This is a genomic window from Microbacterium faecale (assembly GCF_014640975.1).
In the GTDB taxonomy this organism is placed as follows: domain Bacteria; phylum Actinomycetota; class Actinomycetes; order Actinomycetales; family Microbacteriaceae; genus Microbacterium; species Microbacterium faecale.
On the sequence record NZ_BMHO01000001.1, the window covers coordinates 1,802,900 to 1,824,296 of the forward strand.

A 21,397-nucleotide genomic window follows, 5' to 3' on the forward strand; every position below is an offset into this window, starting at 1 on the left:
ACGCCCAGATCGCGCGTGTAGATTTGACCGCGATGGATACGGCATTCACGAAGATGCGTCCCCGCATCACGCGATTCGAATGCGGCGAACCGGAGCTCGTCGGGGCCACGGTCCGGCTGCCCTATGCCGCGACCGGCGCTGACGGCGCCGGGTACAGCTTCACCGAGGAGATCGTCTTCCCCGGCGACGTCGCGGATGGCCCTGTCGCGAAGGGCCTGATTCGCCTGCTCTCGCTCTCGGCATCGCTGAGCTATTACAAGGCGTTCGCACCCGTTCCGTTTTCCGTGCCATCGGGACTCACTCCCGCCGAGCGACAGTTCGTGACCGAGCTGATTCGCAACGGGCTCGGAGAGTTCGCCGTCATCAACGACATGCCGGAGGCGCTGGAGCCCACTGTGACGGGCCCGGAACGCGTCGCCGAGCCTGTCGGGAAGCCGGTCCTCGCCGAGCAGCGGGCTCTGATCGCGGTCGGTGGCGGGAAAGATTCCGTCGTCTCGATCGAGACGCTCCGGCGCGCCGACGCCGAGCTCGGCCTCGTCGCTGTCAATCCCCGGCTGCCGATCGAGCGCACGGCCGAGACCGCTGGGCTGCCGCTCCACAGCGCCACGCGCGCCATCGATGCCGAGCTGCTGCGGCTGAATGACGAGGGCGCGCCGAACGGGCACGTGCCGGTCACGGCGATCAACTCCCTCATCGCGCTCATCTCCGCCGTCGCCACGGGGTTCGATACGGTCGTCTTCAGCAACGAGGCGAGTGCGTCGTTCGGTAACCAGCGCTGGGCCGGACGCGACATCAATCACCAGTGGTCGAAGAGCGCCGACTTCGAACGGCTGCTCCGCGAGAGCCTGCCCGACGGATCTCCGCAGTACCTGTCGTTGCTGCGGCCGCTGACCGAGATCCGCATCGCCCGCGCGTTCGCGGGCATGACGGCGTACCACGGCGTGTTCACGAGCTGCAATCGCGCGTTCCGCCTCAGCGCTGCGGCGAACGCCACGTGGTGCGGTGACTGTCCGAAGTGCCGGTTCGTGTTCCTCGTCCTCGCTCCGTTCCTCACGCGCGAGGCGCTGCTGGAGATCTTCGGCGGCCGCGACCTGTTTTCAGACGCGTCGCAGCTGACGGGCTTCCTCGAGCTGCTCGGCGCCGACGGACTCCTGAAGCCGTTCGAATGCGTCGGCGAACCCGACGAGTGTCGCGTCGCCCTCACCCTCCTGCGCGAGCACGACGACTGGGCCGGGCACCCGTTCTTCGAACGGGATGAGATCGCGGCGCTGGCGGCGACGGACGCGGAACGCGAGTCGGTGTTCGCCTGGCACGACGACGAGCACTTCCTGCCGCCGGCACTCGAGGCGGTTCTTCGTGAGGTTTGACGAGCTCAGCGGCCGCGACGTCGTCATCTGGGGTGCGGGCCGCGAGGGCATGGCGGCGCGCGACGAGCTCGCCCGGCGTGGCGTGGCGGCCACCGTCGTGGTGACCGGATCCGCGACCGCACCTGACGGCGTCGTCACCGGCGAGGAGGCACTCGCGCTGCTGGCGGACGCCGACGCGATCGTGAAGTCACCCGGGATCCCGCACACGTCACCCGAGTACGCGCGCCTGCGCGAGGACGGCGCACGATTCACGTCGTTGATGGACCTCTGGCTCGCCGAGAACGGTGACCGCGTGATCGCCGTCACGGGAACCAAGGGCAAGAGCACCACCTCGGCGCTGGTGCACCACATGCTGACGGCAACCGGTGCGACCTCGCGCCTCGCGGGCAACATCGGCATCCCCGTCGGCGAGCCGGTCGACGTCGACTGCGCCGTCACGGAGGTCTCCAGCTACCAGGCGGCGGAACTGACGGCGTCCCCGCGGGTCGCCGTCGTGACATCGCTCTACCCCGAGCATCTGCCGTGGCATGGCGGCTTCGACCAGTACGTCGCCGACAAGCTGCGCCTGGTCGCCCACGGCCCCGAGACCATCGTCGTGCCGGACGCCGACGGCGACCTCGCACGCCGGGTACGGGAGGTCGCGAGGGAGCAGTCGCGCCTCGTGTCTCCCTCCTCGCTCGGGATCACCGTCACGGACGACGCACTCGTCTGGGCTGGCGTCGGCCAGATCCGCCTCGGCGAGATCGCGATGAACGGCACCCACAATCTCCACAACGCGGCGCTCGCGCTGGCCGCCGTCCACGAATACCGCGGCACACTCGATCGTGCGGCGGCACTCGGGTCCCTTGCGGGGTTCACGCCGCTCGCTCACCGGCTTGAGACGATTGCTTCGTCTGACGATCGCACCTGGATTGACGACGGCCTCGCCACCGCGCCGCAGGCCGTCGCGGCGGCCCTCGTCAGCCTGCCCGCCCAGCGCATCGTGTTGATTGCCGGGGGAGCGGAGCGCGACGTCCCGTTCGCGCCGCTCATCGAGGCGCTTGCGCGCCGTGACGATGTCGACGTGGTCGCGATCGGTCCGGCGGGAGCGCGGCTCGCAGCTGAAGCGGAAGGGCGCTTCGACAGGATCCGCATCGCCCGTGACTTCGCCGACGCGTTGCGGCGTGCACGCTTCGTGACGGAGCCCGGCGACGTGATCCTGCTCTCGCCCGGCGCGCCGAGTTTCGACGAGTTCACCGACTACGAGGAGCGCTCGGCCGTGTTCCGGGCGGCGGCGCAGTCCGTCTGAACGCGCTGATCGGGAGCCGCCCGGTAGGGTCGAAGCCTGTCCGCGGAATCGTGTGTTCCGCGATTTCTCAACACGAAAAGGACGCCCATGACAACTCGCGCCGACGGTCGATCCCTCGATGAACTCCGCCCCGTCACGATCGAGCGGGGGTGGAGCAGCCAGGCCGAGGGAAGCGCGCTCATCAGCTTCGGCGGCACGCGTGTGCTCTGCACGGCGAGCTTCACGAACGGCGTGCCCCGCTGGCTCACGGGCCAGGGCAAGGGGTGGGTGACGGCCGAGTACGCGATGCTGCCGCGCGCGACGAACGACCGATCGCCGCGCGAGAGCGTCAAGGGCAAAATCGGCGGGCGCACCCACGAGATCTCGCGCCTCATCGGGCGCGCGCTGCGCGCGGTCGTCGATACCTCGGCGCTCGGCGAGAACACGATCGTCATCGACTGCGACGTGCTGCAGGCCGACGGCGGCACCCGCACGGCGTCGATCACGGGGGCCTTCGTGGCGCTCAGCGACGCGATCGAGTGGGGGCGTGAGCGCGGCTACGTCGCGAAGAAGGCGACGCCGCTGGCCGACAGCGTCGCGGCGATCTCGGTGGGCATCATCGACGGGACGCCGATGCTCGACCTTCCCTACGAGGAGGACGTGCGTGCCGGGACGGACATGAACATCGTCATGACGGGATCCGGTGCCTTCATCGAGGTACAGGGGACCGCCGAGCAGGCGCCGTTCGACAAGGCGGAGCTCGATCGACTCCTCGACCTCGGCGCGAAGGGGTGCGCCGACCTCACCGCGCTTCAGAAGGAGGCGCTCGGCCGATGACGCGGATCGTCCTCGCGACGCACAATGCGCACAAGGTCGCGGAACTGCAGGCCATCGTCTCTGCCGTCCGCCCCGACATCGAGGTCACCGGCTATGACGGACCCGAGCCGGTCGAAGACGGCACGACCTTCGCCGCCAACGCACTGACGAAGGCGCGGACCGCCGCGCAGCACACGGGGCTTGTCGCGCTCGCCGACGACTCCGGGCTCTGCGTCGACGTGCTCGGCGGTTCGCCGGGCGTGTTCTCGGCCTACTGGGCGGGGCACGCGAAGGATGACGCCGCGAACGTCGCGCTGCTGCTGGACCAGATCTCCGATCTCGCCCGCGACGAGGACCGTACAGCGCACTTCACCTCGGTCATCGCGCTCGTCGAACCCGGGGGAGCGGAGCGCACCGTGGAAGGCATCTGGCCAGGCCGCATCGCGCACGCCGCACGCGGCGAAAACGGCTTCGGCTACGACCCGATCTTCGTGCCCGAGGGGGACGACCGCACGTCGGCCGAGCTGACGCCGGCCGAGAAGAACGAGTCCTCGCACCGCTCGCGCGCGCTGCGTGCTCTCGTGCCGTTCCTCGCGGACCTGTAACCGCGGATCCGGGCGCGTCGCAGCGCTTCGCTCGCGCCACGAAACTCGGAGATCTCACGAAACGCGGGCCGATTCGCCAGATTCGTCCGAAATACGTGAGATCTCCGAGATACGTGACGCTCTGTGAAGCAGTCACGCGTGCGGATGGCGGGACTCGAACCCGCACAGCCGAAGCCACAGGAACCTAAATCCTGCGTGTCTACCAGTTTCACCACATCCGCGCGACCGTCAGTCTATCCGGCACCCGACCATAGGCTGGAGCCATGAGCATCTCGAGGATCGTCGTGGTCTGCACCGGAAACATCTGTCGGTCCCCGATGGGCGAGGTCGTGCTGCGCGACCGCCTCGCCGCCGCCGGTCTCGAGGTCCAGGTCGCCTCGTCCGGAGTGAGTGACGAGGAGAGCGGCAACCCGATCGATCCGCGCGCGGCCGATGCCCTGGCGCAGCGCGGCTACGAGATCCCGACGCGCACCGCGCGCTGGGCGTTCGACGGTGACGATCTCGGCGCGGATCTGATTCTCGCCATGACCCGGCGTCACCGCGACGCCCTCATTCGGCGCGGCGCCGACCCCGATCGCACGCGCCTCTGGATGGAGTTCGTCTCGGGCGATGATCGCGACGATGTAATCGACCCGTGGTACGGCGATCGCGACGGCTTCGAGGAGACGCTGGATCTCATCGAAGCGGGTGCCGACCGGATCATCGACGAGGTTCGCGGCGAGAATAATCCCTGATCAAATCCAACTTATTCGCTCCTGTGGATAACTTTCGAGGCGGGTGGGCGATCTCTGCCACGCTGACCGGGTGAGTTCCGAGCAGCAGCAGATCGTCGAGCGTGTGCGCGAGCGGATCCGCGGCGACCATGCCGTGGGCGGCTCCGGTGATGTGTCGCCGGACGCGGTCCGGCGCATCGCGATCGCGGAGGTGCGGCGCCATAACGACTATGCGCTCGCGCGCGGCAGTCGCACGCTCGACGACGCCTCGATCGAGCGCGTCGTCGCGGCTGTCGCGGGGTACGGGCCCCTGCAGCAACTGCTGGATGACCCGGAGATCGAAGAGATCTGGATCAACGCGCCCGATCGCATCTTCGTCGCGCGCGACGGGATCTCCGAGCGCCTCGACCTGACCCTCACCCCCGAGCAGATTCGCGACGTCGTGGAGCGCATGCTGCATCAGGCCGGGCGGCGTATCGACGTCAGTCAGCCCTTCGTCGACGCCTCCCTGCCCGATGGATCCCGCCTGCACGTCGTGCTGTCGGGTATCGCTCGGCGGCACTGGGCCGTGAATATCCGCAAGTTCCTGCGTGGCGTTCGCACGCTCGATCGCCTCGTCGACCTGGGATCCCTGCCGGCCGAGACAGCGCGGATGCTCGCGCACGCGATGCGAGGCGGCCAGTCGATCATCGTGTCGGGCGCGACGCACGCCGGCAAGACGACCCTGCTCGGCGCGCTCGTGTCGGCGTGCCGACCCGATCAGCGGATCGTGACGGTGGAGGAGACCTTCGAGCTGTCCATCGATGCTCCGGACCTCGTCGCGTTGCAGGGGCGGCAGCCGAGTCTGGAGGGCACCGGAGAGATCACGCTGCGCCGCCTCGTGAAGGAATCCCTGCGCATGCGTCCCGACCGGCTCGTCGTCGGCGAGGTCCGAGACGCAGAGGCCCTCGACCTCGTCCTCGCGCTCAACACCGGCCTCCCAGGTGCCGCGACGATCCATGCGAACTCGGCTGCCGACGCGCTCGTGAAGCTCTCGTCCCTCCCGCTGCTGGCCGGGCGCAACATCGATCGCGATTTCGTCCTGCCGGCGGTCGCCTCCTCCGTCGATCTCGTCGTGCACTGCGCACGGTCCGCGGACGGTTCGCGGCACGTTGCGGAAGTCGCGGCGCCGACGGGCCAGATCGACGGCGGTGTGCCGGTGACGCGCACGCTGTACCGCGCCACCCCGACCGATCCGGTGCCGAGCAGGCCACTGCGACGCTCGGAGCGCGCGGCATGACCGTCCTGCTGGGCGCGATGCTCGCGGCCGGGCTGCTGCTTGCTGCGGCGCCGTGGCTGTGGCCGCGGGCGACTCCGACGCCGCGCGGCACCGGACCGGGTGCCCTCGCGCGTCGCGCGGCCGTGTTGCTCGAATCAGCCGGTTACGCGACGCTCGCCCCGCGCGTCCTCGCGGTCGCCATCGCCGCGTGCGCTCTCGTCGCGAGCGCGGTCGTATGGCTCGTCACCGCGACCGTCGCGCTCACGGTCCTGGCGGCCGTCGCCGCGGCGTGCGCCCCCGTCGTCTGGCTGCGGGCACGCGCTTCGAAGCTCGTACGCGAACGCCGTGGGATGTGGCCGGACGTGTGCGACCTCCTCGTGGGATCCGTGCGCGCTGGCCTCTCGCTTCCCGACGCGGTGTCGGCCCTCGCCGGATCCGCGCCACCCGCCGTGCGAGGTGGCTTCGCGCGGTTCGAACGCGACATGCGACAGTCGGGTCACTTCCCCTCGAGCCTCGACCGTCTCAAGCAGGCACTGGCGGATCCGATGGCCGATCGCATCATCGAAACGCTGCGGATGGCGCGAGAGGTCGGCGGCACCGAACTCGTTCCCGTGCTCCGAGCGCTCTCGGCGTCGATCCGGTCCGATGCCGCACTGCGAGGCGAGGTGGAATCCAAGCAGTCCTGGACGAAGGGGGCGGCGATCCTCGGCGTCGTCGCCCCCTGGGCCGTTCTCGTCCTCCTCTCGCTCCGGCCCGCCGCGGCGTCGGCTTACGGTTCCCCGGGCGGGATCGCGCTCATCCTCGTCGGAGCGGGCGTGTCGGTCGTGGCGTACCGTGTCATGCTGCGCGTCGGCCGCCTCCCCGAGCCCAGGCGGTGGTTCGCGTGATCCACCCGGCCGACGCCGCGATCGCCGTGCTCCTCGGGGGTGCGCTCGGGGCGGGCCTGTGGTGCATCGCCGCCGCGGCTCCCGGATGGCGGGCGCCGACGCTCGTCGTGCGCATCGCCCCATACATCCGCGACGTGACGGATCCGTCGGGCAGGACGCTGCCTCAGACCATCGCGGATCCGACCCTCGTGCTCGCGGGCGGCATGAGCACGGCGTGGCGACGCGCACAGCGCCGGTTCGCGACGATCGCAGGCCGGTCGGAGGCGATCGAACTCCGACTCGCGCAGGCGGGACGCGGGCACGACGTCGCGGCGTTCCGCGGCAACCAGCTCGCATGGGCGCTCGTCGGGGGAGCGATTGCCACCGCCCTCGTCGCGCTGCTCGTCGCGACGGACCGATTCTCCGCGGCCGCCCTCGTGCTGCCGGCGGTCGGCGCCGTCGGCGGATTCATCGCTCGTGACGTCGCTCTCACCTCCCGGGCGCGGGCGCGCGTCGCACGCATCGAAGAGGAACTGCCGACCGTCCTCGAGTTCCTCTCGCTGTGTCTGGCGGCGGGCGAGGGGATCCTCGGCAGCGTCCGCCGGGTCGCGACAGTCGGCAGCGGGGAGCTCACCGCGGAACTGCGGGCCGTGACGATCGACGTCGACACCGGCACGCCCCTCACCGACGCGCTCACGACGATGGCCCATCGGCTACGTGCCCCGGTGCTGACGCGCGCGTGCGACCACGTCATCGCCGCGATCGACCGCGGCTCGCCGCTGGCCGAGACCCTGCAGGCCCAGGCCGCTGACGCCCGTGACGATGCCAAACGCCGCCTCATCGAGACGGCCGGCCGCAAGGAGATCTTCATGCTGCTGCCGGTGGTGTTCGGGCTGTTGCCGCTCTCGGTCCTGTTCGCGATCTTCCCCGGCGTGACGATGCTGCAGTTCGGATTCTGACAACCCGTAGAAAGGAAGACACATGTTGAGATCTCTCGCCCGCGCCGCTCGGCGCGCGCCCCGACGGATCCGCACCGCGTTCGGCGAGGTGCGCGACGAGGAACGCGGAGACATCCCCGGCTGGGTGCTCGTGACGCTCATGACCGCCGCGATCGTCGTCGCCATCTGGTTGCTCGCCGAACCGGCCCTGCGCGGCCTGTTCGAAGACGCGATGAACCGCGTCACCGGCCTGTGACAGTGCGACACCCCGCCGAGCGCGGCTCTGCGCCCGTCGAGTTCATCCTCGTCGGGCTGCTGCTGTCGGCCCTCACCCTCGCCGTGCTCCAGTTCGGGCTCGCCGCATACACCCGCAACGTGGTGCAGGATGCCGCGGTCGAAGCGGCGTTCCATGCGGGCCTCGCCGACACGTCCGCCGCCGACGCCGAGCAGCGCGCACGCGAGATGGTCACACGGGCGCTCGGCCGCGACGTCGTCGATCGGGCGTTCATCACCCCCTCGACGCACGCCGGGGTGCGTCTCATCTCCGTCGATCTCGCGACGACGTATCCGCTCGTCGGGCTCTTCGGGATCCCGGCAGGAAGCTTGGTGAGCGCGCGTGCGCCGGTCGAGATCGTCGGATGAGCGCGGCAGCGCGCCGCTCGAGTTCATCGTCGCGGGGCTCGTCCTCCTCGTACCGATCGTCTACCTTGTCATCGCGCTCGCTGCCGTGCAGAACGCCGCGCTCGGCACGGAGGCCACGGCGCGGTTCGTCGCCCGCACCCTCGCGTCGGGGGCGGCGGTGCCGCCCGAGCTCGTGCGCGACACCATCGCGTCGGCTTACGGGCTGGACCCGCACCGGCTCGAGGTCGACATCGCATGCGTGCCGCGGTCTGACCCCTGTCCGGCGGCGGGAGCGACGATCGTCGTCAGCGTCTCCGACACCGTCGCGCTGCCCCTCGCTCCCGAGGTGCTCGGGATCGCCGAGGCGCTGAGCGTTCCCGTGTCGGCGACGAGCACCTACCGCGTCGAGCGGCTGGCGGAGCTGGAATGAGGCCCATCCCAGATGACGAGAGGGGAAGCATCCTCCCTCTGACGATCGGCTACGCCGTCCTCGCACTCGCGATCGTCCTCGTGAGCGTCAACGCGATCTCCCTGTTCGTCGCACAGAAGCGGGTCGACGCGCTTGCCGATGCGTCGGCGCTCGCCGCATCCGACGGATTCGAAATCATCGCGGAGGAATCCGGAGCGGCGATCGTGCTCGACCACGGCAAGGCCGCCGCGCTCGCCGAGGACATCGTCGCTGTGTCGCCCGTCGATGCTCACCTGGTCGAGCTCACCACGACCGACGGATCCACCGCGCGGGCCATCGTGTCGATCGTGTGGCATCCGTTCCTTGTCTCGGCGTTCCTCCCGGGCGAGGTCATGCTGACCGGGACGGCGACCAGCAGGGCGTCGCTCGCTGGCTGAGGCGCCTTACGCGATCTGCGACTGGTCGCGAATCATGCGCGCGATGTCGCTGCGGAGGCGCACGAAAGCGTCGTCTGCGCGTGTCGTGACCTGGTCGCGCGGCCGCGGCAGATCGACGTCGACGGTGGCGACGATCGTGGACGGCGACTTCGACAGCACGAGCACCTGATCGGCGAGATACACGCTCTCGTCGATGTCGTGCGTGACGAAGAGGATCGTCATCCCGAACTTCTCCCGCACGTCGAGCATCAGGTCCTCGAGTTCGGCGCGCGTCTGCGCGTCGACCGACGCGAATGGTTCGTCCATCAGGAGGATCCGCGGTCGATACGCGAGGGCGCGCGCGATCGCGACGCGCTGCTGCATGCCGCCGGACAGCTGCCACGGGTACTTGTCCGCGGATCCGCCGAGCCCGACCGCGGCGAGTGTTTCGTCGACGCGTTCACGGCGATCGGCCTTCTGCATGTCGCGCGGCAGTACGAACGCGATGTTGCTCGCGACCGTGCGCCAGGGGAACAGCGAGCGGCTGTAGTCCTGGAAGACGAGTGCGAGATCGCGCGGCACGCCGTCGACTGGTTCGCCCGCGAGAAGCACCTCGCCGCGGGTCGGCTCCATGAGTCCCGACAGGCACCGCAGCATCGTCGTCTTGCCGCAGCCAGACGGTCCGACGATCGAGATGAATGCGCCCTCGGGGACGACGAAGTCCAATCGCCCGATCGCCTCGTGCCGCTGTCTGCCCTCGTAGACGTGGCCGAGACCCTCGATTGTCAGCAGGTCGGTCATGACGCTCCTTCTCGTGAGCCCCGGTGCCAGCTGGTCAGCCGCGACTCCACCAGGGCGAGGATCGCGTTGAGAACGTAGCCGAGGATCCCCAACAGCAGGATTCCCGCCCACATGTCCTCCATCTGATACGTGCGCTGTGCACCGAGGATGACGTTTCCGATTCCGTCCGGCAGTCCGACCATCTCCGAGATCACCATGATGATCAGGGCGACGGACAGGCTCACGCGCATCCCGGCGAAGATCTTCGGAGCCGCGCTCGGCAGGATGACACCGAAGAACACCTTGCGCTTGTCGAACTCGAACACTCGACCGGTGTCGAGATGCAGCTGCTCGACGCTCCGCACTCCGTCGATCGTGTTGAGCACGACGGGCCAGATCACTGTGAACACGATGAGCGAGATCCGCATCTCCGAACCGAAGCCCAGCAGGATCAGGAAGATCGGGATGAGCGCGGGCGGGGGGATCGCCCGCACGAAGTGGACGATCGGCTCTACGTAATCGCCGACGGCCCTGCTGCGGCCGATCGCGACGCCGAGCAGGACACCCAGCACGACCGCGAGTGACCATCCGCCGAGCATCCGGCTGAGGCTCGGCACCACCTGCGACCCGACCGTCTCCGTGAGGAAGAGTGACGTCGCGGGTCCGGAGAACCAGAGCTCGACGAAGCGCCGGATGATCGCCGAGATCGGCGGGAAGAAGAGCGACTCCGCCAGGCGAGCGGCAATCTCCCACACGATGCCGAGCGTGAGAAGCGCGCCCCAGCGGATCGCGAACTCTCCGAGACGACCGATGCCGCGTCGTCCGCGACGCGGCACCGCGGTCCATGAGGTATCGACCGTGGCCATCACGTCTCCTTCCCCGCGGTGCGCAGCGCGGGCTGCCATGACAGGAAGCGCCGCTCGATGAGAACGAGGATCCCATTGACGACGAGGCCGATGAGTCCGGCGATGATCGTCGACGCATAGACGAGATCCGGTCGGTTGCCGGTCGCGCTGGCGTCGAGCATCCACCGGCCGAGACCGTCGGAGGCGCCCGCGAGCAGCTCCGCACTGACGGCCACGATGAGCGCGACCGACGCCGCGATCCGGATCCCCGTGAAGATGAACGGGGCCGCGCTCGGCAGCGAGACCGCGAAGAGCGTCGCGACGCGACCGCGCCCGAAGCTCTTCGCGGTGAGCTTCGCGACGGGGTCGACGTCGTGCATGCCGTAGATCGTGTTGAACAGCACCGGCCACGAGGTCGAGAACACGATCAGCGCGATCTTCATCTCCGCGTCGTTTCCGAGCACGAGCATCGCGACCGGGATGAGCGCGACCGACGGGATCGGACGGATGAACTCGATGATGGCCTGACTCGCCGAATAGGCGCGCCGGGACGATCCGAGCAGCACCCCGATCGTGACCGACACGAGGATGCAGATCACCAGCCCGATCGCCCACGCGTAGAGCGTGGCGACCACCGCGCTGAGGAAGGCAGGATCGATCAGCAGCTGGCCGACGCGCAGCAGCACGAGGGAGGTCGGCGGCAGGAATGTCGCGCTCACGATGCCCGAGCGCGAGATGATCTCGGCAACGGCGAAGAGGGCGATGAAACCCACCGCTCCGCGGCGGATCGCCGTGCCCCGGGACGTGCGGGTCACGTGGAGATCACTCGCCCTGCCACGCGTACTGCGACAGATCCTCGATCGGCGAGTCGATCAGCTCGTATTCGAGCATCAGCTCCTGCGTGAGCTCGGCGCCCTCGACGCTGGGCGTGCCGTCCTCGACGAAGCTCGGCAGCACCAGCTCTCCGGCGATCTCGGGCGTCAGCGTCGTGAATGTCGGAAGGATGTCGACGACGACCTGGGGGTCGTCGATCGCGAGCTGCGTCGCCTTGTCCATGGCTCGCACGAACGCGTCGACGATTTCGGGGTTCTCTTCCGCCCACGCCTTCGACGCGTCCCACGTGATCAGCGGACTGTTCTCCTGACGCTCGTTGCAGACGGATGGGTCGAACAGGCTCACGAGCCCCTCCGGGGCACCGATCGTGATGAACGGCTCGGGCACGAATCCGCCCGCGATGCGGTCCTGGAGGACCGCGGCGCCGACCTCGGGGAACGGCACCTCGACGAGTTCGTAGTCATCGGCGGCGAGTCCGCCCGTCGCGAGGCAGTCGCGCAGCTGGACCTCGGTGGCCGACTGCAGGGTGTTGACCGCGAGCGTCTCGCCGCGAAGGTCCTCGATCGACGAGAATCCGGCGCTCTCGTCGACGAGCAGACCGTTGATGCCGGCCTTACTGGAGTCCGTGCCCTCCCGGACGACGACGACCTCGAGGCCCTGCGCGACGGCCGCGAGCGTGTTCGTCCACGTCGCGGAGGTGAATTCGAGCTCGCCGGAGACGAGCTGCGTCACGCCGACCGCGCCGCCGGCGATCGTCTCAATCGTGACGTCCAGGCCCTCTTCTTCGAAGAAGCCCTCCTGGTCGGCGATGTACAGCGGGGCATAGTCGCCGGCGGGAAGGGAGCCCACCGTGATCGGAGTTGGGCTGTCCGGATCGGGCGCCTCGCCGCCGCCAGCGGGGGAGTCGGATCCGCCACAGCCGGCGAGAACGCCGGCGAGCGTCGCGACCGCAGCGAGAGCTGCGACACGCTTCAGTGGGTACGTCATGTGGTCCTCATCTCGTCCTTGAGCGTGGATCTCGGGTGAGGAGTCCGTCTGGTGACGATTCCTCAATATCAGGTTACCTGAAACAGAGCGCGTCGGGAAGAGGCTGAAGATCACGGAATGGACTCAGACTGCCTGCCCCTCCGCGACCGTGCGCTCGCGCATGATCGCAAGATCGACCTTGCCCGTGGGACTGCGTTCGAGATCGCGCACGACGAGGATCCGCCGTGGCTTCTTGAAGCCCGCAAGCTCCGCGCTCACGTGGTCCGCGAGCGCTCGCACGTCGAGCTGATCGGGGGCCTCCGTGGCGACGACGGCCGCGACCGACTCTCCCCACCGCGCGTCGGGAATGCCGAGCACAATGGCGTCGTCGATCACGCCGAAGCGCATCAGAGACGCCTCCACCTCGGCGGGGTAGACCTTCTCGCCCCCGGAGTTCACGACGGCCGCGCCGCGTCCGAGGAGGTCGATCTCGCCACCTTCGAGTACCCGGACGAGGTCGCCGGCGATGATGTGGCGCTTGCCGCGGATCTCCACGAAGTTCGCCGCGGTCTTCGCGGTGTCCTTGTAGTAGCCGCGCGGCATGCCTCCCGTGAAGGCGATCCGGCCCACGGCGCCCGGGATGTCCTGCACCTCCTCGCGTTCGTCGTCGAGCACGACGGTGCCCGGCGTCATCACGAACCGCACCGGCACGTCCGCCGCGGAGCGAGAGATGCTCAGCGCGACCGCGCCTCCCTCGGTCGAAGCGAGAATGTCGGAGATCACCAGGTTCGGCGCGAGCTGGTGCAGGCGCCGCTTCGTGTCGTCGCTGAATCGCATACCCGCCGAGATCATCGAGGTCAGCTCGGGGAGCTCTTCCACCCCGAGTTTCGCCGCGGCTTCGAGGAGCGGGATCGCGATCGCGTCTCCCGCGACGGCCACCCGCGTGACGCGGTGGTCGATGATCGCGCGCACGGCGCGCTCGGCGTCGAAGCGCGGCATCGGCAGCACGATGATGGATCCGCCCAGCAGCAGCGCATTGATGACGCTCGTCAGCGCGGTGCCGTGCATATACGGCGAGAGCGCGAGCGCGGCGATCCGTGGGGTTTCGGGATCCGTCGCCATCCGCACCACGTCGTCGGCCGACTCGGGGAGGGGCAGATCGGCGGTGAGATATGCGTTGTAGAGTTGCATCTCGAGCATCTGCTGCACGCCCCACATGGCGGCCTTGGGCGCGCCTGTCGTGCCGCCCGTGTAGATGAAGAACTCCCCGTCGACCGCGTCCTCGTGGGGGAGCGGCGCGAGGTCCGCGATGTCCGCGAAGTCGCGCGCGCCGGGCAGCAGCGGAGCGTCGACGTCCTGCACCTGAAGGAGGGCGACGGGGTTCGTGAGTTCCCCCGTCGCTTCGGCTGCGACCTCGGCGAGACCTCCTCCGTACACGAGAGCCTCGGCATCGCAGTCCTCCAGGAGGGCGGTGACCTCATGCGCGCGGTAACGGAAGTTGAGCGGCACCGGGACGACGCCTACGCGCAGGCAGCCAGCGAAGGCGATGAGCCACTCGGGTCGGTTCTGAAGGAGGATCGCGACCTTGCCGTCGCGAGAGATGCCCAGCTCGGCGAGCAGGGCGGCGAAGCGCGCGGCGGCGTCATCGAACTCGGCGTTCGTGAGCGTGCCCTCGCCCACCGTGACGATGGCGGGGAGATCCGGTGCGGCCAGCGCGATCCGGTGCCAGAGATCTGCGTAGTGTCCCTGCATGGCGTCAGTCCAGCGGAGCGAACGTCGGGCCGGATGGCTGGGCGTGCGGCGCGAGCTCGGCGTTCCAGACATCGCGGATCTCCTCTGCGCTCCAGCCGTCATCGCGGTCTCGCGTCTCGAGCGGAACCGGATGGGCGAAGAGGGTGAGGCGGTCGCCGCCGATACCGATGGCCTGCCCGGTCACGTCCGCGGATTCCTCGGAGACGAGCCAGACGATCAGCGGCGCGACGTCGTCTGGGGACCCGAGCGCGTGTTCGCGGCGGATCACCCGAGGAAGCTCCTCGCCGCGCTGGAACGCGTCCCACGCGTCGGCGTAGATCGGGATCGTGCCGGTCATGGCGGTCATGGCCGTCGGGATGACTGCGTTGACGGCGACGCTGGCGCGAGCGAGCTCGAGCGACCAGGTGCGAGCCATCGCGACGATGCCCGCCTTGCATGCCGAGTAGGCGGTCTGGCCGAAGCTGCCGAACTGGCCAGCCGGCGATCCGATGAGGATGATCCGCCCAGCGTGACCCGCCTCCCGGAAGTGCGTCGCGGCGGCGCGCCCACAGGTGAAGGCTCCGCGCAGGTGGGTGCGCACGACCGTGTCGAACTCGTCGTCGGTTGTCTTCCACAGCACGCGATCGCGCAAAACGCCCGCGTTGGCGATCATCGCGTCCAGGCGCCCGAACTCCTTCACGGCTGCGGCGACGAGCTGGTCGGCGGTCTCGGCGGATCCGACGGGTGCCACCACCACGGCGGCTCGTCCGCCCGCCTCGCGTGCGAGCGCCGCCGTCTGTTCTGCCGACTCTTCGTCGACGTCGTTGACGACGACCGCGGCGCCGGCCCGAGCGAGGGCGACAGCGTACGAACGTCCGAGTCCGCGACCGGCTCCCGTCACGACGGCGACGCGTCCGGCCAGGTCGATCGAGCCGTTCATGCGTAGTACCTCAGCACCATGTCGGCGACGCACGCCGGCTTGGATCCGCCCTCGACCTCGAAGGTGACGCGCGGGGCGACCTGGTAGCCGCCCGGCACCTCCTCGACGCGCAGCACCTCGCCCGAGACACGGATCCGTGCCCCGACCGGAACGGGGGCGGGGAACCGGAGTCGGTCGAGCCCGTAGTTGATGCCCACCCCGATGTCGGTGACCTCGAAGACCTCCGCCATCAGCGGAACGACGAGGCTGAGGGTGAGGTAGCCGTGCACGATCGTCTGCCCGAAGGGCGTCTCCCGCGCGAAGTTCGGATCGATGTGCACCGGGTTCCGATCGCCGGAGAGGTCGGCGAACGCCTGCACATCGTCCTGCGTGACGACTCGCCAGGACGAGGGACCGAACGTGCGTCCGGCCATCGACGGCAGATCGTGTAGTGGGATCGTCAGGGTTCCCGTGGGTTGTGAAGTCATGCGTCCTCCTCAGCAGCGACGTTGCAGACTGGATAAGATTCAGGTTACCTGAAACTATGGCATGGCGTCGACAGGCGCCCGACCATCCGCGATAATCGAGGGGATTCCCATGGACCCGCTGCCTTCGTCCCTTCCCGAGGGTTACCTCGTCTACCTCGTCAAGCAAGTCGAGGCGGGCATGCGCCGCCCCTTCGAGAAGCTCTTCGGTGAGCACGGGATCTCCCTGGGGGGCTTCACGGCGATCAACGTGCTGCAGAACCGTCCGGGCATCACCTCGTCCGAGCTCGCACGCCGATCCTTTGTGCGCGCCCAGACGATGGCAGAGACGGTGACCGGTCTCGTCCACGCGGGGCTCGTGCGGCGCGAGAAGGATCCCGCCCACGGGCGTCAGATCCTGCTGTTCCTCACGGACGCCGGCAGGGAGCGGATCGCCGCGCTCAGACCGGACGTGCGCGCGCTGCAGGAGCGGATGACGGCCGGACTCGACGCCGCCGAAGAGGACGACCTCGTGCGCGCGCTGCGCACCTGTCGTGATGCGCTCGTCCGGCTCGCCAGCGACGATCCGACAGACTGACGCTCACCGCGGATGCGGCAGGAAGCGCGGCACCCACCTCAGGAAGGCGAGTCCGCCCAGCACCCCGATCATCCCGACGGCGCCGGTAGCGACGGAGAGGGTCGCGAGTGCGGTGACGGCGGACACGAGAAGGGGGGCTCCCGCCCCACCGCAGTCGGTGATCGTGCGCCACGCGCCGAGGAACTGAGGGGTGTTCGCGCGGGGCGCGAGATCGGATCCGAGCGTCAGGAGTGCGCCTGACGAGAGGCCGTTGCCGACGCCGACCGCGATCGCGAGAGCTCCGAACCACATCGACGCCGTCGTCAGTTCGTGGGTCAGCGACAGCGCGAGGAACGACGCGCCCATCAGGAACTGAGCGGGCACGGTCGTCCACACGCGCCCGAACCGGTCCATGACCTGCCCGCTGGCGTAGAAGAGTGAGAACTCGATGGCGCCGGCCAGGCCGATGATGAGCGCGACGTTCGCGGAGTCCAGTCCGATCGACAGACCCCAGAGGGGGAGGATCGTCTGCCGTCCCGTGCGCACGGCGGACAGCATCGCGCCCGCGACGCCGAGTCGCGCGAGCACGACGCGATGGTCCCACATGGTGCGAAACAGGCCGGCGCGCGCGCCGGTCGGGATGCCGCCCGTGATCGGCTCCCCGGTGTCGGCGAAGCCGTGATCCACGCCTCGAGCTCGCGCCTCGCGCTCGGCGGCCAGTGCCTTCTCTTCCGGGTCCGGGCCGAACGCGACGAGCAGCCCGACGCCGACGAGGCACACGCCGAAAAAGATGATGGTGGAACGATCCTGCCCTGTCCACCAGATCAGCCCGGCGGCGATTGCCGGCCCCGTGAACGCGCCGAGGCGGAAGGAGCCGCCGACGAGGGCGAGCGCCCTGGCACGATGCGAGTACGGCACGCGCGCTGTCATGAACGTGTGACGCGCGATGTGGAAGACCGCCGCGCACATTCCGATGAGGAACGTGGCGATGCCGAGCACCGCGAGGTGGGGCGCGGCGTACATTGCGGCGACGCCGACGAGCGCGATGATCGAGGCGACGACCATCGCGCGCCGTTCGCCCGCGCGCTCCACGAGGAGCCCCGCCGGGAGGTTGCCGCACAGCTGTCCGACGATGAGGCACGCGGCTACGAGCGCGGCGGCTGCGAGAGTAGCGCCGAGATCCGTCGCGATCATGGGCAGCACGGGAACGATCGCGCCTTCACCCATCGAGAACAGGGCGGTCGGCGCGTAGATCATGGGCCAATAGCGGCGGATCGCGTCGGCTGCGGCGCCCCGCGTCGCCGAATCGTCGTTCATCACGAGCCACGTTACTCGTGCGTGGTCGCCCGGCGATCGCGATAGGCTGAAGCGTCATGCATGAACTCGATCTGTCCGCCGACATCCAGGCCCTGCGCACCACCTTCGACAACATCCTCGACGTGGTCGATCTCGACGCGCGGCGTCGCGAGATCGACGAGCTCGAGCAGGAGGCCGCGGACCCGGCGCTCTGGAGCGACCAGGACAACGCGCAGCGCGTGACCAGTCAGCTCAGTCACCGCAAGGCCGCCGTCCGGAAGATCGAGTCGGCCGTGTCTCGCCTCGACGATCTCGAGGTGATGGTCGAGCTCGCGAACGAGATGCAGGATGAGGACGCTGCGGCCGAGGCCCGCACCGAGCTCGCCGACCTCGGCAAGACGATCCAGGACCTCGAAGTGCAGACGCTTCTCGACGGCGAGTACGACGAGCGTGCCGCCGTCGTGACGATCCGCGCGGGGGCGGGCGGCGACGACGCCACCGACTTCTCGCAGATGCTGCTGCGCATGTACCTGCGCTGGGCGGAGCGTCACGGCTACCCGACGAAGGTGCTCGATACCTCTTACGCCGAGGGCGCCGGCATCAAGTCGGCGACGTTCGAAGTCGACGTCCCCTACGCATACGGCGTGCTCTCGGTCGAGGCCGGCACGCACCGCCTTGCGCGCATCAGCCCCTTCGGATCCGCCGACAAGCGTCAGACCAGCTTCGCCGCGGTCGAGGTGATCCCGCTCATGGAAGAGGCGACCGAGGTCGAGATCCCCGAGAACGACATTCGCGTGGACGTGTTCCGCTCCTCCGGTCCCGGTGGGCAGTCGGTGAACACGACCGACTCGGCCGTGCGCCTCACGCACGTGCCGACGGGAATCGTCATTTCGATGCAGAACGAGAAGTCGCAGATCCAGAACCGCGCCGCCGCGATGCGCCTGCTCCAGACACGCCTCCTGCTGCTACAGCAGGAGGAGGAGGCGGCGAAGAAGAAGGAGCTCGCGGGCACGATCACGGCAAGCTGGGGCGACCAGATCCGCTCGTACTTCCTCTATGGGCAGCAGCTCGTGAAGGACCTCCGCACCGGCTACGAGATGACGCAGCCCGATCAGGTGTTCGACGGCGATCTCGAAGGGCTGATCAACGCGGGCATCCGCTGGCGCAAGCGCTCGGACGACGACTGATGTCGAACGACGACGCGTTCCGCTGGGACGGGGACGACGACCCCACCCTCGCTGTCACGCCCGACGCGGATGCGGACGCGGCCGAGCCGTCGCCCGAGCCCGATCTGGCGCCGCAGGAGACCGACGAGACCACCACGGAGGTTGCCGGCACCGGGAACGTCGCGCTGGTCGCTTACGGGGTGCTCGGCGGTGTCTACGCCCTGTGGACGGTCGGCTGGATCCTCGGGTCCGGACGCGTCCTCGATTGGATCGTCGCCCAACCGGGGTCCGTGCCCGATCCGATGTATCTCGCGAGCATGGTGCTGGCGATCCTCGCCCCGGCATTCTGGTTCGGCGCCTCGCTGCTGCTCACCCGTCGGAAGCGGGCGTGGCTGCGATTCGTCGCCCTCAGTATCGGCGCCCTGGTGCTCGTACCGTGGCCGTTCGTGACGGTCGGGGTGATCGGGTGAGCGCCCCCAGAACCGACCGGCGCCGCGCTGCGCCCGCATGGATCATTGCGACGATCGCAGGCATCTTCGGACTCTTCTACGCCTACGCGGTCTGGGCAGGCCTGGCCAACCTCCTCGCGATGAACTCGCTTGCGACGAACGTCCTCGGCGGATCCCTCCAGCCGACCGCGTGGATCGCGCTCATCCTGGCAATGGTGCTGCCCGTGATCATCTTCGTGGTCGCCGTCGTCACGGGCGCCCGCCGCGCGGTGTGGAAGCTCGCGGTCCTTCTCACGGTGGGACTTTCGATCGTCGGCGCCTACTGGATCAACGTGCAGGCGCTGTTCACGCACGCCGCCGTCGTCTTCCAATGACATCTCGGTTCTGAGCATCCTCCGAGGCGCATTAGGCTGTTGACCACGGCGGCGCCGGGGGCGCGGCCGTTCCCCTGAACGCCGTGCCACCGCGGAGGAACCATAGTGTCGAAGCCCGTCGTCCTGCTCGCAGAACAGCTCTCACCCGCAACGATCGAGGCTCTCGGCCCCGACTTCGACGTGCGCACCGTCGACGGCACCGACCGCGACGCGCTGTTCGGTGCTCTGTCTGAGGCGAACGCGGTGCTCATCCGTTCGGCGACGAAGATGGACGAAGAGGCACTCTCGCACGCGCCGAACCTGAAGGTCATCGCCCGCGCGGGCGTCGGCCTCGACAACGTCGACATCAAGGCGGCGACGCAGGCCGGTGTCATGGTCGTCAACGCCCCGACGTCGAACATCATCTCGGCGGCCGAGCTCACCTGCGGTCACATCATCAGCCTCGCGCGGAGCATTCCCGCCGCGAATGCATCGCTCGCCGCGGGGGAATGGAAGCGCAACTCCTTCACCGGCACCGAGCTGTTCGAGAAGACCCTCGGCGTGATCGGCCTGGGCCGGATCGGGGCGCTCGTGACCGAACGGATGCAGGCATTCGGTATGCGCGTCGTCGCATACGACCCCTACGTGACGGTGGCGCGCGCGCAGCAGCTCGGCGTCGAGCTCGTCTCGCTCGAGGAGCTCGTGGCGCAGGTCGACTTCCTGACGATCCACATGCCGCGCACGCCGGAGACGACCGGCATGATCAGCACCGAGCAGCTGAAGGCCATGAAGCCCACCGCGTACGTCGTTAACGTCGCGCGCGGCGGCCTCATCGACGAGGCGGCGCTCGCCGCCGCGCTCGAAGCGGGCGAGATCGCCGGCGCCGGCATCGACGTGTTCACGCAGGAGCCCCCCGTCGACGCGACACTGACTGGCCAGCCGTCCGCCGTCGTCACGCCGCACCTGGGCGCATCCACCGTCGAGGCGCAGGAAAAGGCTGGGGTGTCGGTCGCCCGGTCGGTGAAGCTCGCGCTGGAAGGCGACCTCGTGCCGGACGCGGTCAACGTTGCCGGCGGTGTGATCGACCCGTTCGTGCGCCCAGGCATCGATCTCGTCGAGAAGCTCGGTCAGGTGTTCTCCGGCATCTCGCGCAGCGCCCTGACGAGCCTCGAGATCGACGTGCGCGGCGAGCTCGCCGACTACGACGTGAGCGTGTACAAGCTCGCGGCGCTCAAGGGGATCCTCACGGGCACCGTGAGCGAGAAGGTGTCGTACGTCAACGCGCCGGTTCTTGCCGAGCAGCGCGGCATCGACACGCGCCTGACCGTCGAGAAGGACAGCCCCGAGTTCCGCAACCTGACGACCCTTACGGGCACGCTCGCCGACGGCACCGTGCTGAGTGTCGCCGGTACGCTCGCGGGCACGCGCATGGTGCAGAAGCTCGTCGGCATCAACGGATACGAGCTCGACGCACCGCTCGCCGACCACCACCTCGTCATCCTGTACCGCGACCGACCGGGCGTCGTCGCGGTCTACGCGGAGCAGTTCGGCGAGAACGGCATCAACATCGATGGTCTGCAGGTCTCCCGCGGCGGCGATGACGAAGCGCTCAGCGTCGTCACCGTCGACAAGCGCGTTCCCGAGAGCGTCGTCGACGCCATCGGATCGGCGATCGACGCGCGCGTGATCCGTCAGATCGAGCTCATCGAGGCCTGAATCACCAATGAATGTCCGCGCCCCT

Annotated in this window: 25 protein-coding genes and 1 tRNA gene; 17 read left to right on the forward strand and 9 right to left on the reverse strand. The window is 69.0% G+C overall.

The annotated features are described in order from the left end of the window. Positions 1-32: 32 nt before the first annotated feature. The 4 genes from IEW87_RS08475 (at position 33) to rdgB (ending at position 4,055) form a co-directional block, all read left to right on the forward strand. Positions 33-1,367 carry a MurL-like N-terminal domain-containing gene (locus IEW87_RS08475; protein ID WP_188711817.1) on the forward strand — a complete coding sequence of 445 codons (1,335 nt, stop codon included), beginning with the start codon at positions 33-35 and terminating at the stop codon, positions 1,365-1,367. Continuing rightward, positions 1,357-2,655, forward strand: coding sequence for a UDP-N-acetylmuramoyl-L-alanine--D-glutamate ligase (gene murD / locus IEW87_RS08480; RefSeq protein ID WP_188711818.1), 1,299 nt, complete (start codon positions 1,357-1,359; stop codon positions 2,653-2,655). Before IEW87_RS08475 ends, murD begins: the two co-directional genes overlap by 11 nt. A gap of 87 nt (positions 2,656-2,742) precedes the next feature. Continuing rightward, positions 2,743-3,471: a ribonuclease PH gene (rph, locus tag IEW87_RS08485; RefSeq protein ID WP_188711819.1), complete on the forward strand. Its 729-nt coding sequence runs from the start codon at positions 2,743-2,745 to the stop codon at positions 3,469-3,471. Beyond that, positions 3,468-4,055, forward strand: a complete 588-nt coding sequence (gene rdgB, locus IEW87_RS08490) for an RdgB/HAM1 family non-canonical purine NTP pyrophosphatase (protein ID WP_188711820.1) — start codon at positions 3,468-3,470, stop codon at positions 4,053-4,055. Before rph ends, rdgB begins: the two co-directional genes overlap by 4 nt. A 139-nt stretch (positions 4,056-4,194) precedes the next feature. Here the strand turns inward: rdgB and IEW87_RS08495 are convergent. Next, positions 4,195-4,276: transfer RNA gene (locus IEW87_RS08495), tRNA-Leu, on the reverse strand. A 42-nt stretch (positions 4,277-4,318) separates the two neighbouring features. Between IEW87_RS08495 and IEW87_RS08500 the strand changes: the two genes are divergently transcribed. The 8 genes from IEW87_RS08500 (at position 4,319) to IEW87_RS08535 (ending at position 9,297) form a co-directional block, all read left to right on the forward strand. Beyond that, complete coding sequence (locus IEW87_RS08500) at positions 4,319-4,789, forward strand: low molecular weight protein-tyrosine-phosphatase (protein ID WP_188711821.1); 471 nt, start codon at positions 4,319-4,321, stop codon at positions 4,787-4,789. A gap of 70 nt (positions 4,790-4,859) precedes the next feature. Next, positions 4,860-6,047: a TadA family conjugal transfer-associated ATPase gene (locus IEW87_RS08505; RefSeq protein WP_229731039.1), complete on the forward strand. Its 1,188-nt coding sequence runs from the start codon at positions 4,860-4,862 to the stop codon at positions 6,045-6,047. After that, positions 6,044-6,913, forward strand: coding sequence for a type II secretion system F family protein (locus IEW87_RS08510; protein ID WP_188711822.1), 870 nt, complete (start codon positions 6,044-6,046; stop codon positions 6,911-6,913). Before IEW87_RS08505 ends, IEW87_RS08510 begins: the two co-directional genes overlap by 4 nt. Next, complete coding sequence (locus tag IEW87_RS08515) at positions 6,910-7,851, forward strand: type II secretion system F family protein (RefSeq protein WP_188711823.1); 942 nt, start codon at positions 6,910-6,912, stop codon at positions 7,849-7,851. The genes IEW87_RS08510 and IEW87_RS08515 overlap by 4 nt, the downstream gene beginning before the upstream one ends. Positions 7,852-7,873: 22 nt before the next feature. Beyond that, positions 7,874-8,086: a hypothetical protein gene (locus tag IEW87_RS08520; RefSeq protein ID WP_188711824.1), complete on the forward strand. Its 213-nt coding sequence runs from the start codon at positions 7,874-7,876 to the stop codon at positions 8,084-8,086. A 2-nt stretch (positions 8,087-8,088) separates the two neighbouring features. Beyond that, positions 8,089-8,472, forward strand: a complete 384-nt coding sequence (locus tag IEW87_RS08525; protein WP_229731041.1) for a TadE family protein — start codon at positions 8,089-8,091, stop codon at positions 8,470-8,472. Continuing rightward, positions 8,447-8,881 (forward strand): TadE family protein, encoded by a 435-nt coding sequence (locus IEW87_RS08530; RefSeq protein ID WP_188711826.1) that lies wholly within the window; start codon positions 8,447-8,449, stop codon positions 8,879-8,881. The genes IEW87_RS08525 and IEW87_RS08530 overlap by 26 nt, the downstream gene beginning before the upstream one ends. Then, entirely contained in the window at positions 8,878-9,297 is a 420-nt protein-coding gene (locus tag IEW87_RS08535; RefSeq protein ID WP_188711827.1) for a pilus assembly protein TadG-related protein, read from the forward strand. The genes IEW87_RS08530 and IEW87_RS08535 overlap by 4 nt, the downstream gene beginning before the upstream one ends. Before the next feature lie 6 nt (positions 9,298-9,303). Here the strand turns inward: IEW87_RS08535 and IEW87_RS08540 are convergent, their stop codons facing one another. The 7 genes from IEW87_RS08540 to IEW87_RS08570 form a co-directional block, all read right to left on the reverse strand. Continuing rightward, positions 9,304-10,077 (reverse strand): ABC transporter ATP-binding protein, encoded by a 774-nt coding sequence (locus IEW87_RS08540; RefSeq protein ID WP_188711828.1) that lies wholly within the window; start codon positions 10,075-10,077, stop codon positions 9,304-9,306. Beyond that, entirely contained in the window at positions 10,074-10,922 is an 849-nt protein-coding gene (locus IEW87_RS08545; RefSeq protein ID WP_188711829.1) for an ABC transporter permease, read from the reverse strand. The genes IEW87_RS08540 and IEW87_RS08545 overlap by 4 nt, the downstream gene beginning before the upstream one ends. Further along, entirely contained in the window at positions 10,922-11,716 is a 795-nt protein-coding gene (locus IEW87_RS08550; protein WP_229731043.1) for an ABC transporter permease, read from the reverse strand. Before IEW87_RS08550 ends, IEW87_RS08545 begins: the two co-directional genes overlap by 1 nt. Positions 11,717-11,723: 7 nt before the next feature. After that, on the reverse strand, positions 11,724-12,722 hold the full coding sequence (locus tag IEW87_RS08555; RefSeq protein WP_188711830.1) for an ABC transporter substrate-binding protein: 999 nt from the start codon (positions 12,720-12,722) through the stop codon (positions 11,724-11,726). A gap of 123 nt (positions 12,723-12,845) precedes the next feature. Next, entirely contained in the window at positions 12,846-14,453 is a 1,608-nt protein-coding gene (locus IEW87_RS08560) for an AMP-binding protein (protein ID WP_188711831.1), read from the reverse strand. A gap of 4 nt (positions 14,454-14,457) precedes the next feature. Continuing rightward, on the reverse strand, positions 14,458-15,372 hold the full coding sequence (locus IEW87_RS08565) for an SDR family NAD(P)-dependent oxidoreductase (protein WP_229731044.1): 915 nt from the start codon (positions 15,370-15,372) through the stop codon (positions 14,458-14,460). Then, positions 15,369-15,839: a MaoC family dehydratase gene (locus IEW87_RS08570; protein ID WP_188711832.1), complete on the reverse strand. Its 471-nt coding sequence runs from the start codon at positions 15,837-15,839 to the stop codon at positions 15,369-15,371. Before IEW87_RS08570 ends, IEW87_RS08565 begins: the two co-directional genes overlap by 4 nt. A gap of 109 nt (positions 15,840-15,948) precedes the next feature. Between IEW87_RS08570 and IEW87_RS08575 the strand changes: the two genes are divergently transcribed. After that, complete coding sequence (locus IEW87_RS08575) at positions 15,949-16,413, forward strand: MarR family winged helix-turn-helix transcriptional regulator (protein ID WP_188711833.1); 465 nt, start codon at positions 15,949-15,951, stop codon at positions 16,411-16,413. Between the two features lie 3 nt (positions 16,414-16,416). On the opposite strand, the gene IEW87_RS08580 is transcribed toward IEW87_RS08575, so the two are convergent. Then, entirely contained in the window at positions 16,417-17,709 is a 1,293-nt protein-coding gene (locus tag IEW87_RS08580; RefSeq protein WP_188711834.1) for an MFS transporter, read from the reverse strand. Between the two features lie 56 nt (positions 17,710-17,765). Here IEW87_RS08580 and prfB point away from each other — a divergent pair, with 56 nt between their 5' ends. The 4 genes from prfB to serA all read left to right on the forward strand — a co-directional run bounded on the left by prfB (position 17,766) and on the right by serA (position 21,372). Beyond that, positions 17,766-18,875: a peptide chain release factor 2 gene (prfB, locus tag IEW87_RS08585; RefSeq protein WP_188711835.1), complete on the forward strand. Its 1,110-nt coding sequence runs from the start codon at positions 17,766-17,768 to the stop codon at positions 18,873-18,875. Beyond that, positions 18,875-19,324, forward strand: a complete 450-nt coding sequence (locus IEW87_RS08590; RefSeq protein ID WP_188711836.1) for a hypothetical protein — start codon at positions 18,875-18,877, stop codon at positions 19,322-19,324. Before prfB ends, IEW87_RS08590 begins: the two co-directional genes overlap by 1 nt. Beyond that, positions 19,321-19,677: a hypothetical protein gene (locus tag IEW87_RS08595; protein ID WP_188711837.1), complete on the forward strand. Its 357-nt coding sequence runs from the start codon at positions 19,321-19,323 to the stop codon at positions 19,675-19,677. The genes IEW87_RS08590 and IEW87_RS08595 overlap by 4 nt, the downstream gene beginning before the upstream one ends. 105 nt (positions 19,678-19,782) lie before the next feature. Beyond that, positions 19,783-21,372 (forward strand): phosphoglycerate dehydrogenase, encoded by a 1,590-nt coding sequence (gene serA, locus IEW87_RS08600; protein ID WP_188711838.1) that lies wholly within the window; start codon positions 19,783-19,785, stop codon positions 21,370-21,372. Positions 21,373-21,397 lie beyond the last annotated feature (25 nt).

What these genes read in the sequence shown, in the direction of transcription:
- IEW87_RS08475 (WP_188711817.1), top strand. Translation starts at nt 33, where the DNA reads ATGGATACGGCATTCACGAAGATGCGTCCCCGCATCACGCGATTCGAA.
- rph (WP_188711819.1), top strand. Translation starts at nt 2,743, where the DNA reads ATGACAACTCGCGCCGACGGTCGATCCCTCGATGAACTCCGCCCCGTC.
- rdgB (WP_188711820.1), top strand. Translation starts at nt 3,468, where the DNA reads ATGACGCGGATCGTCCTCGCGACGCACAATGCGCACAAGGTCGCGGAA.
- IEW87_RS08500 (WP_188711821.1), top strand. Translation starts at nt 4,319, where the DNA reads ATGAGCATCTCGAGGATCGTCGTGGTCTGCACCGGAAACATCTGTCGG.
- IEW87_RS08510 (WP_188711822.1), top strand. Translation starts at nt 6,044, where the DNA reads ATGACCGTCCTGCTGGGCGCGATGCTCGCGGCCGGGCTGCTGCTTGCT.
- IEW87_RS08520 (WP_188711824.1), top strand. Translation starts at nt 7,874, where the DNA reads ATGTTGAGATCTCTCGCCCGCGCCGCTCGGCGCGCGCCCCGACGGATC.
- IEW87_RS08535 (WP_188711827.1), top strand. Translation starts at nt 8,878, where the DNA reads ATGAGGCCCATCCCAGATGACGAGAGGGGAAGCATCCTCCCTCTGACG.
- IEW87_RS08540 (WP_188711828.1), bottom strand. Translation starts at nt 10,077, where the DNA reads ATGACCGACCTGCTGACAATCGAGGGTCTCGGCCACGTCTACGAGGGC.
- IEW87_RS08545 (WP_188711829.1), bottom strand. Translation starts at nt 10,922, where the DNA reads ATGGCCACGGTCGATACCTCATGGACCGCGGTGCCGCGTCGCGGACGA.
- IEW87_RS08555 (WP_188711830.1), bottom strand. Translation starts at nt 12,722, where the DNA reads ATGACGTACCCACTGAAGCGTGTCGCAGCTCTCGCTGCGGTCGCGACG.
- IEW87_RS08560 (WP_188711831.1), bottom strand. Translation starts at nt 14,453, where the DNA reads ATGCAGGGACACTACGCAGATCTCTGGCACCGGATCGCGCTGGCCGCA.
- IEW87_RS08565 (WP_229731044.1), bottom strand. Translation starts at nt 15,372, where the DNA reads ATGAACGGCTCGATCGACCTGGCCGGACGCGTCGCCGTCGTGACGGGA.
- IEW87_RS08570 (WP_188711832.1), bottom strand. Translation starts at nt 15,839, where the DNA reads ATGACTTCACAACCCACGGGAACCCTGACGATCCCACTACACGATCTG.
- IEW87_RS08575 (WP_188711833.1), top strand. Translation starts at nt 15,949, where the DNA reads ATGGACCCGCTGCCTTCGTCCCTTCCCGAGGGTTACCTCGTCTACCTC.
- IEW87_RS08580 (WP_188711834.1), bottom strand. Translation starts at nt 17,709, where the DNA reads ATGAACGACGATTCGGCGACGCGGGGCGCCGCAGCCGACGCGATCCGC.
- prfB (WP_188711835.1), top strand. Translation starts at nt 17,766, where the DNA reads ATGCATGAACTCGATCTGTCCGCCGACATCCAGGCCCTGCGCACCACC.
- IEW87_RS08590 (WP_188711836.1), top strand. Translation starts at nt 18,875, where the DNA reads ATGTCGAACGACGACGCGTTCCGCTGGGACGGGGACGACGACCCCACC.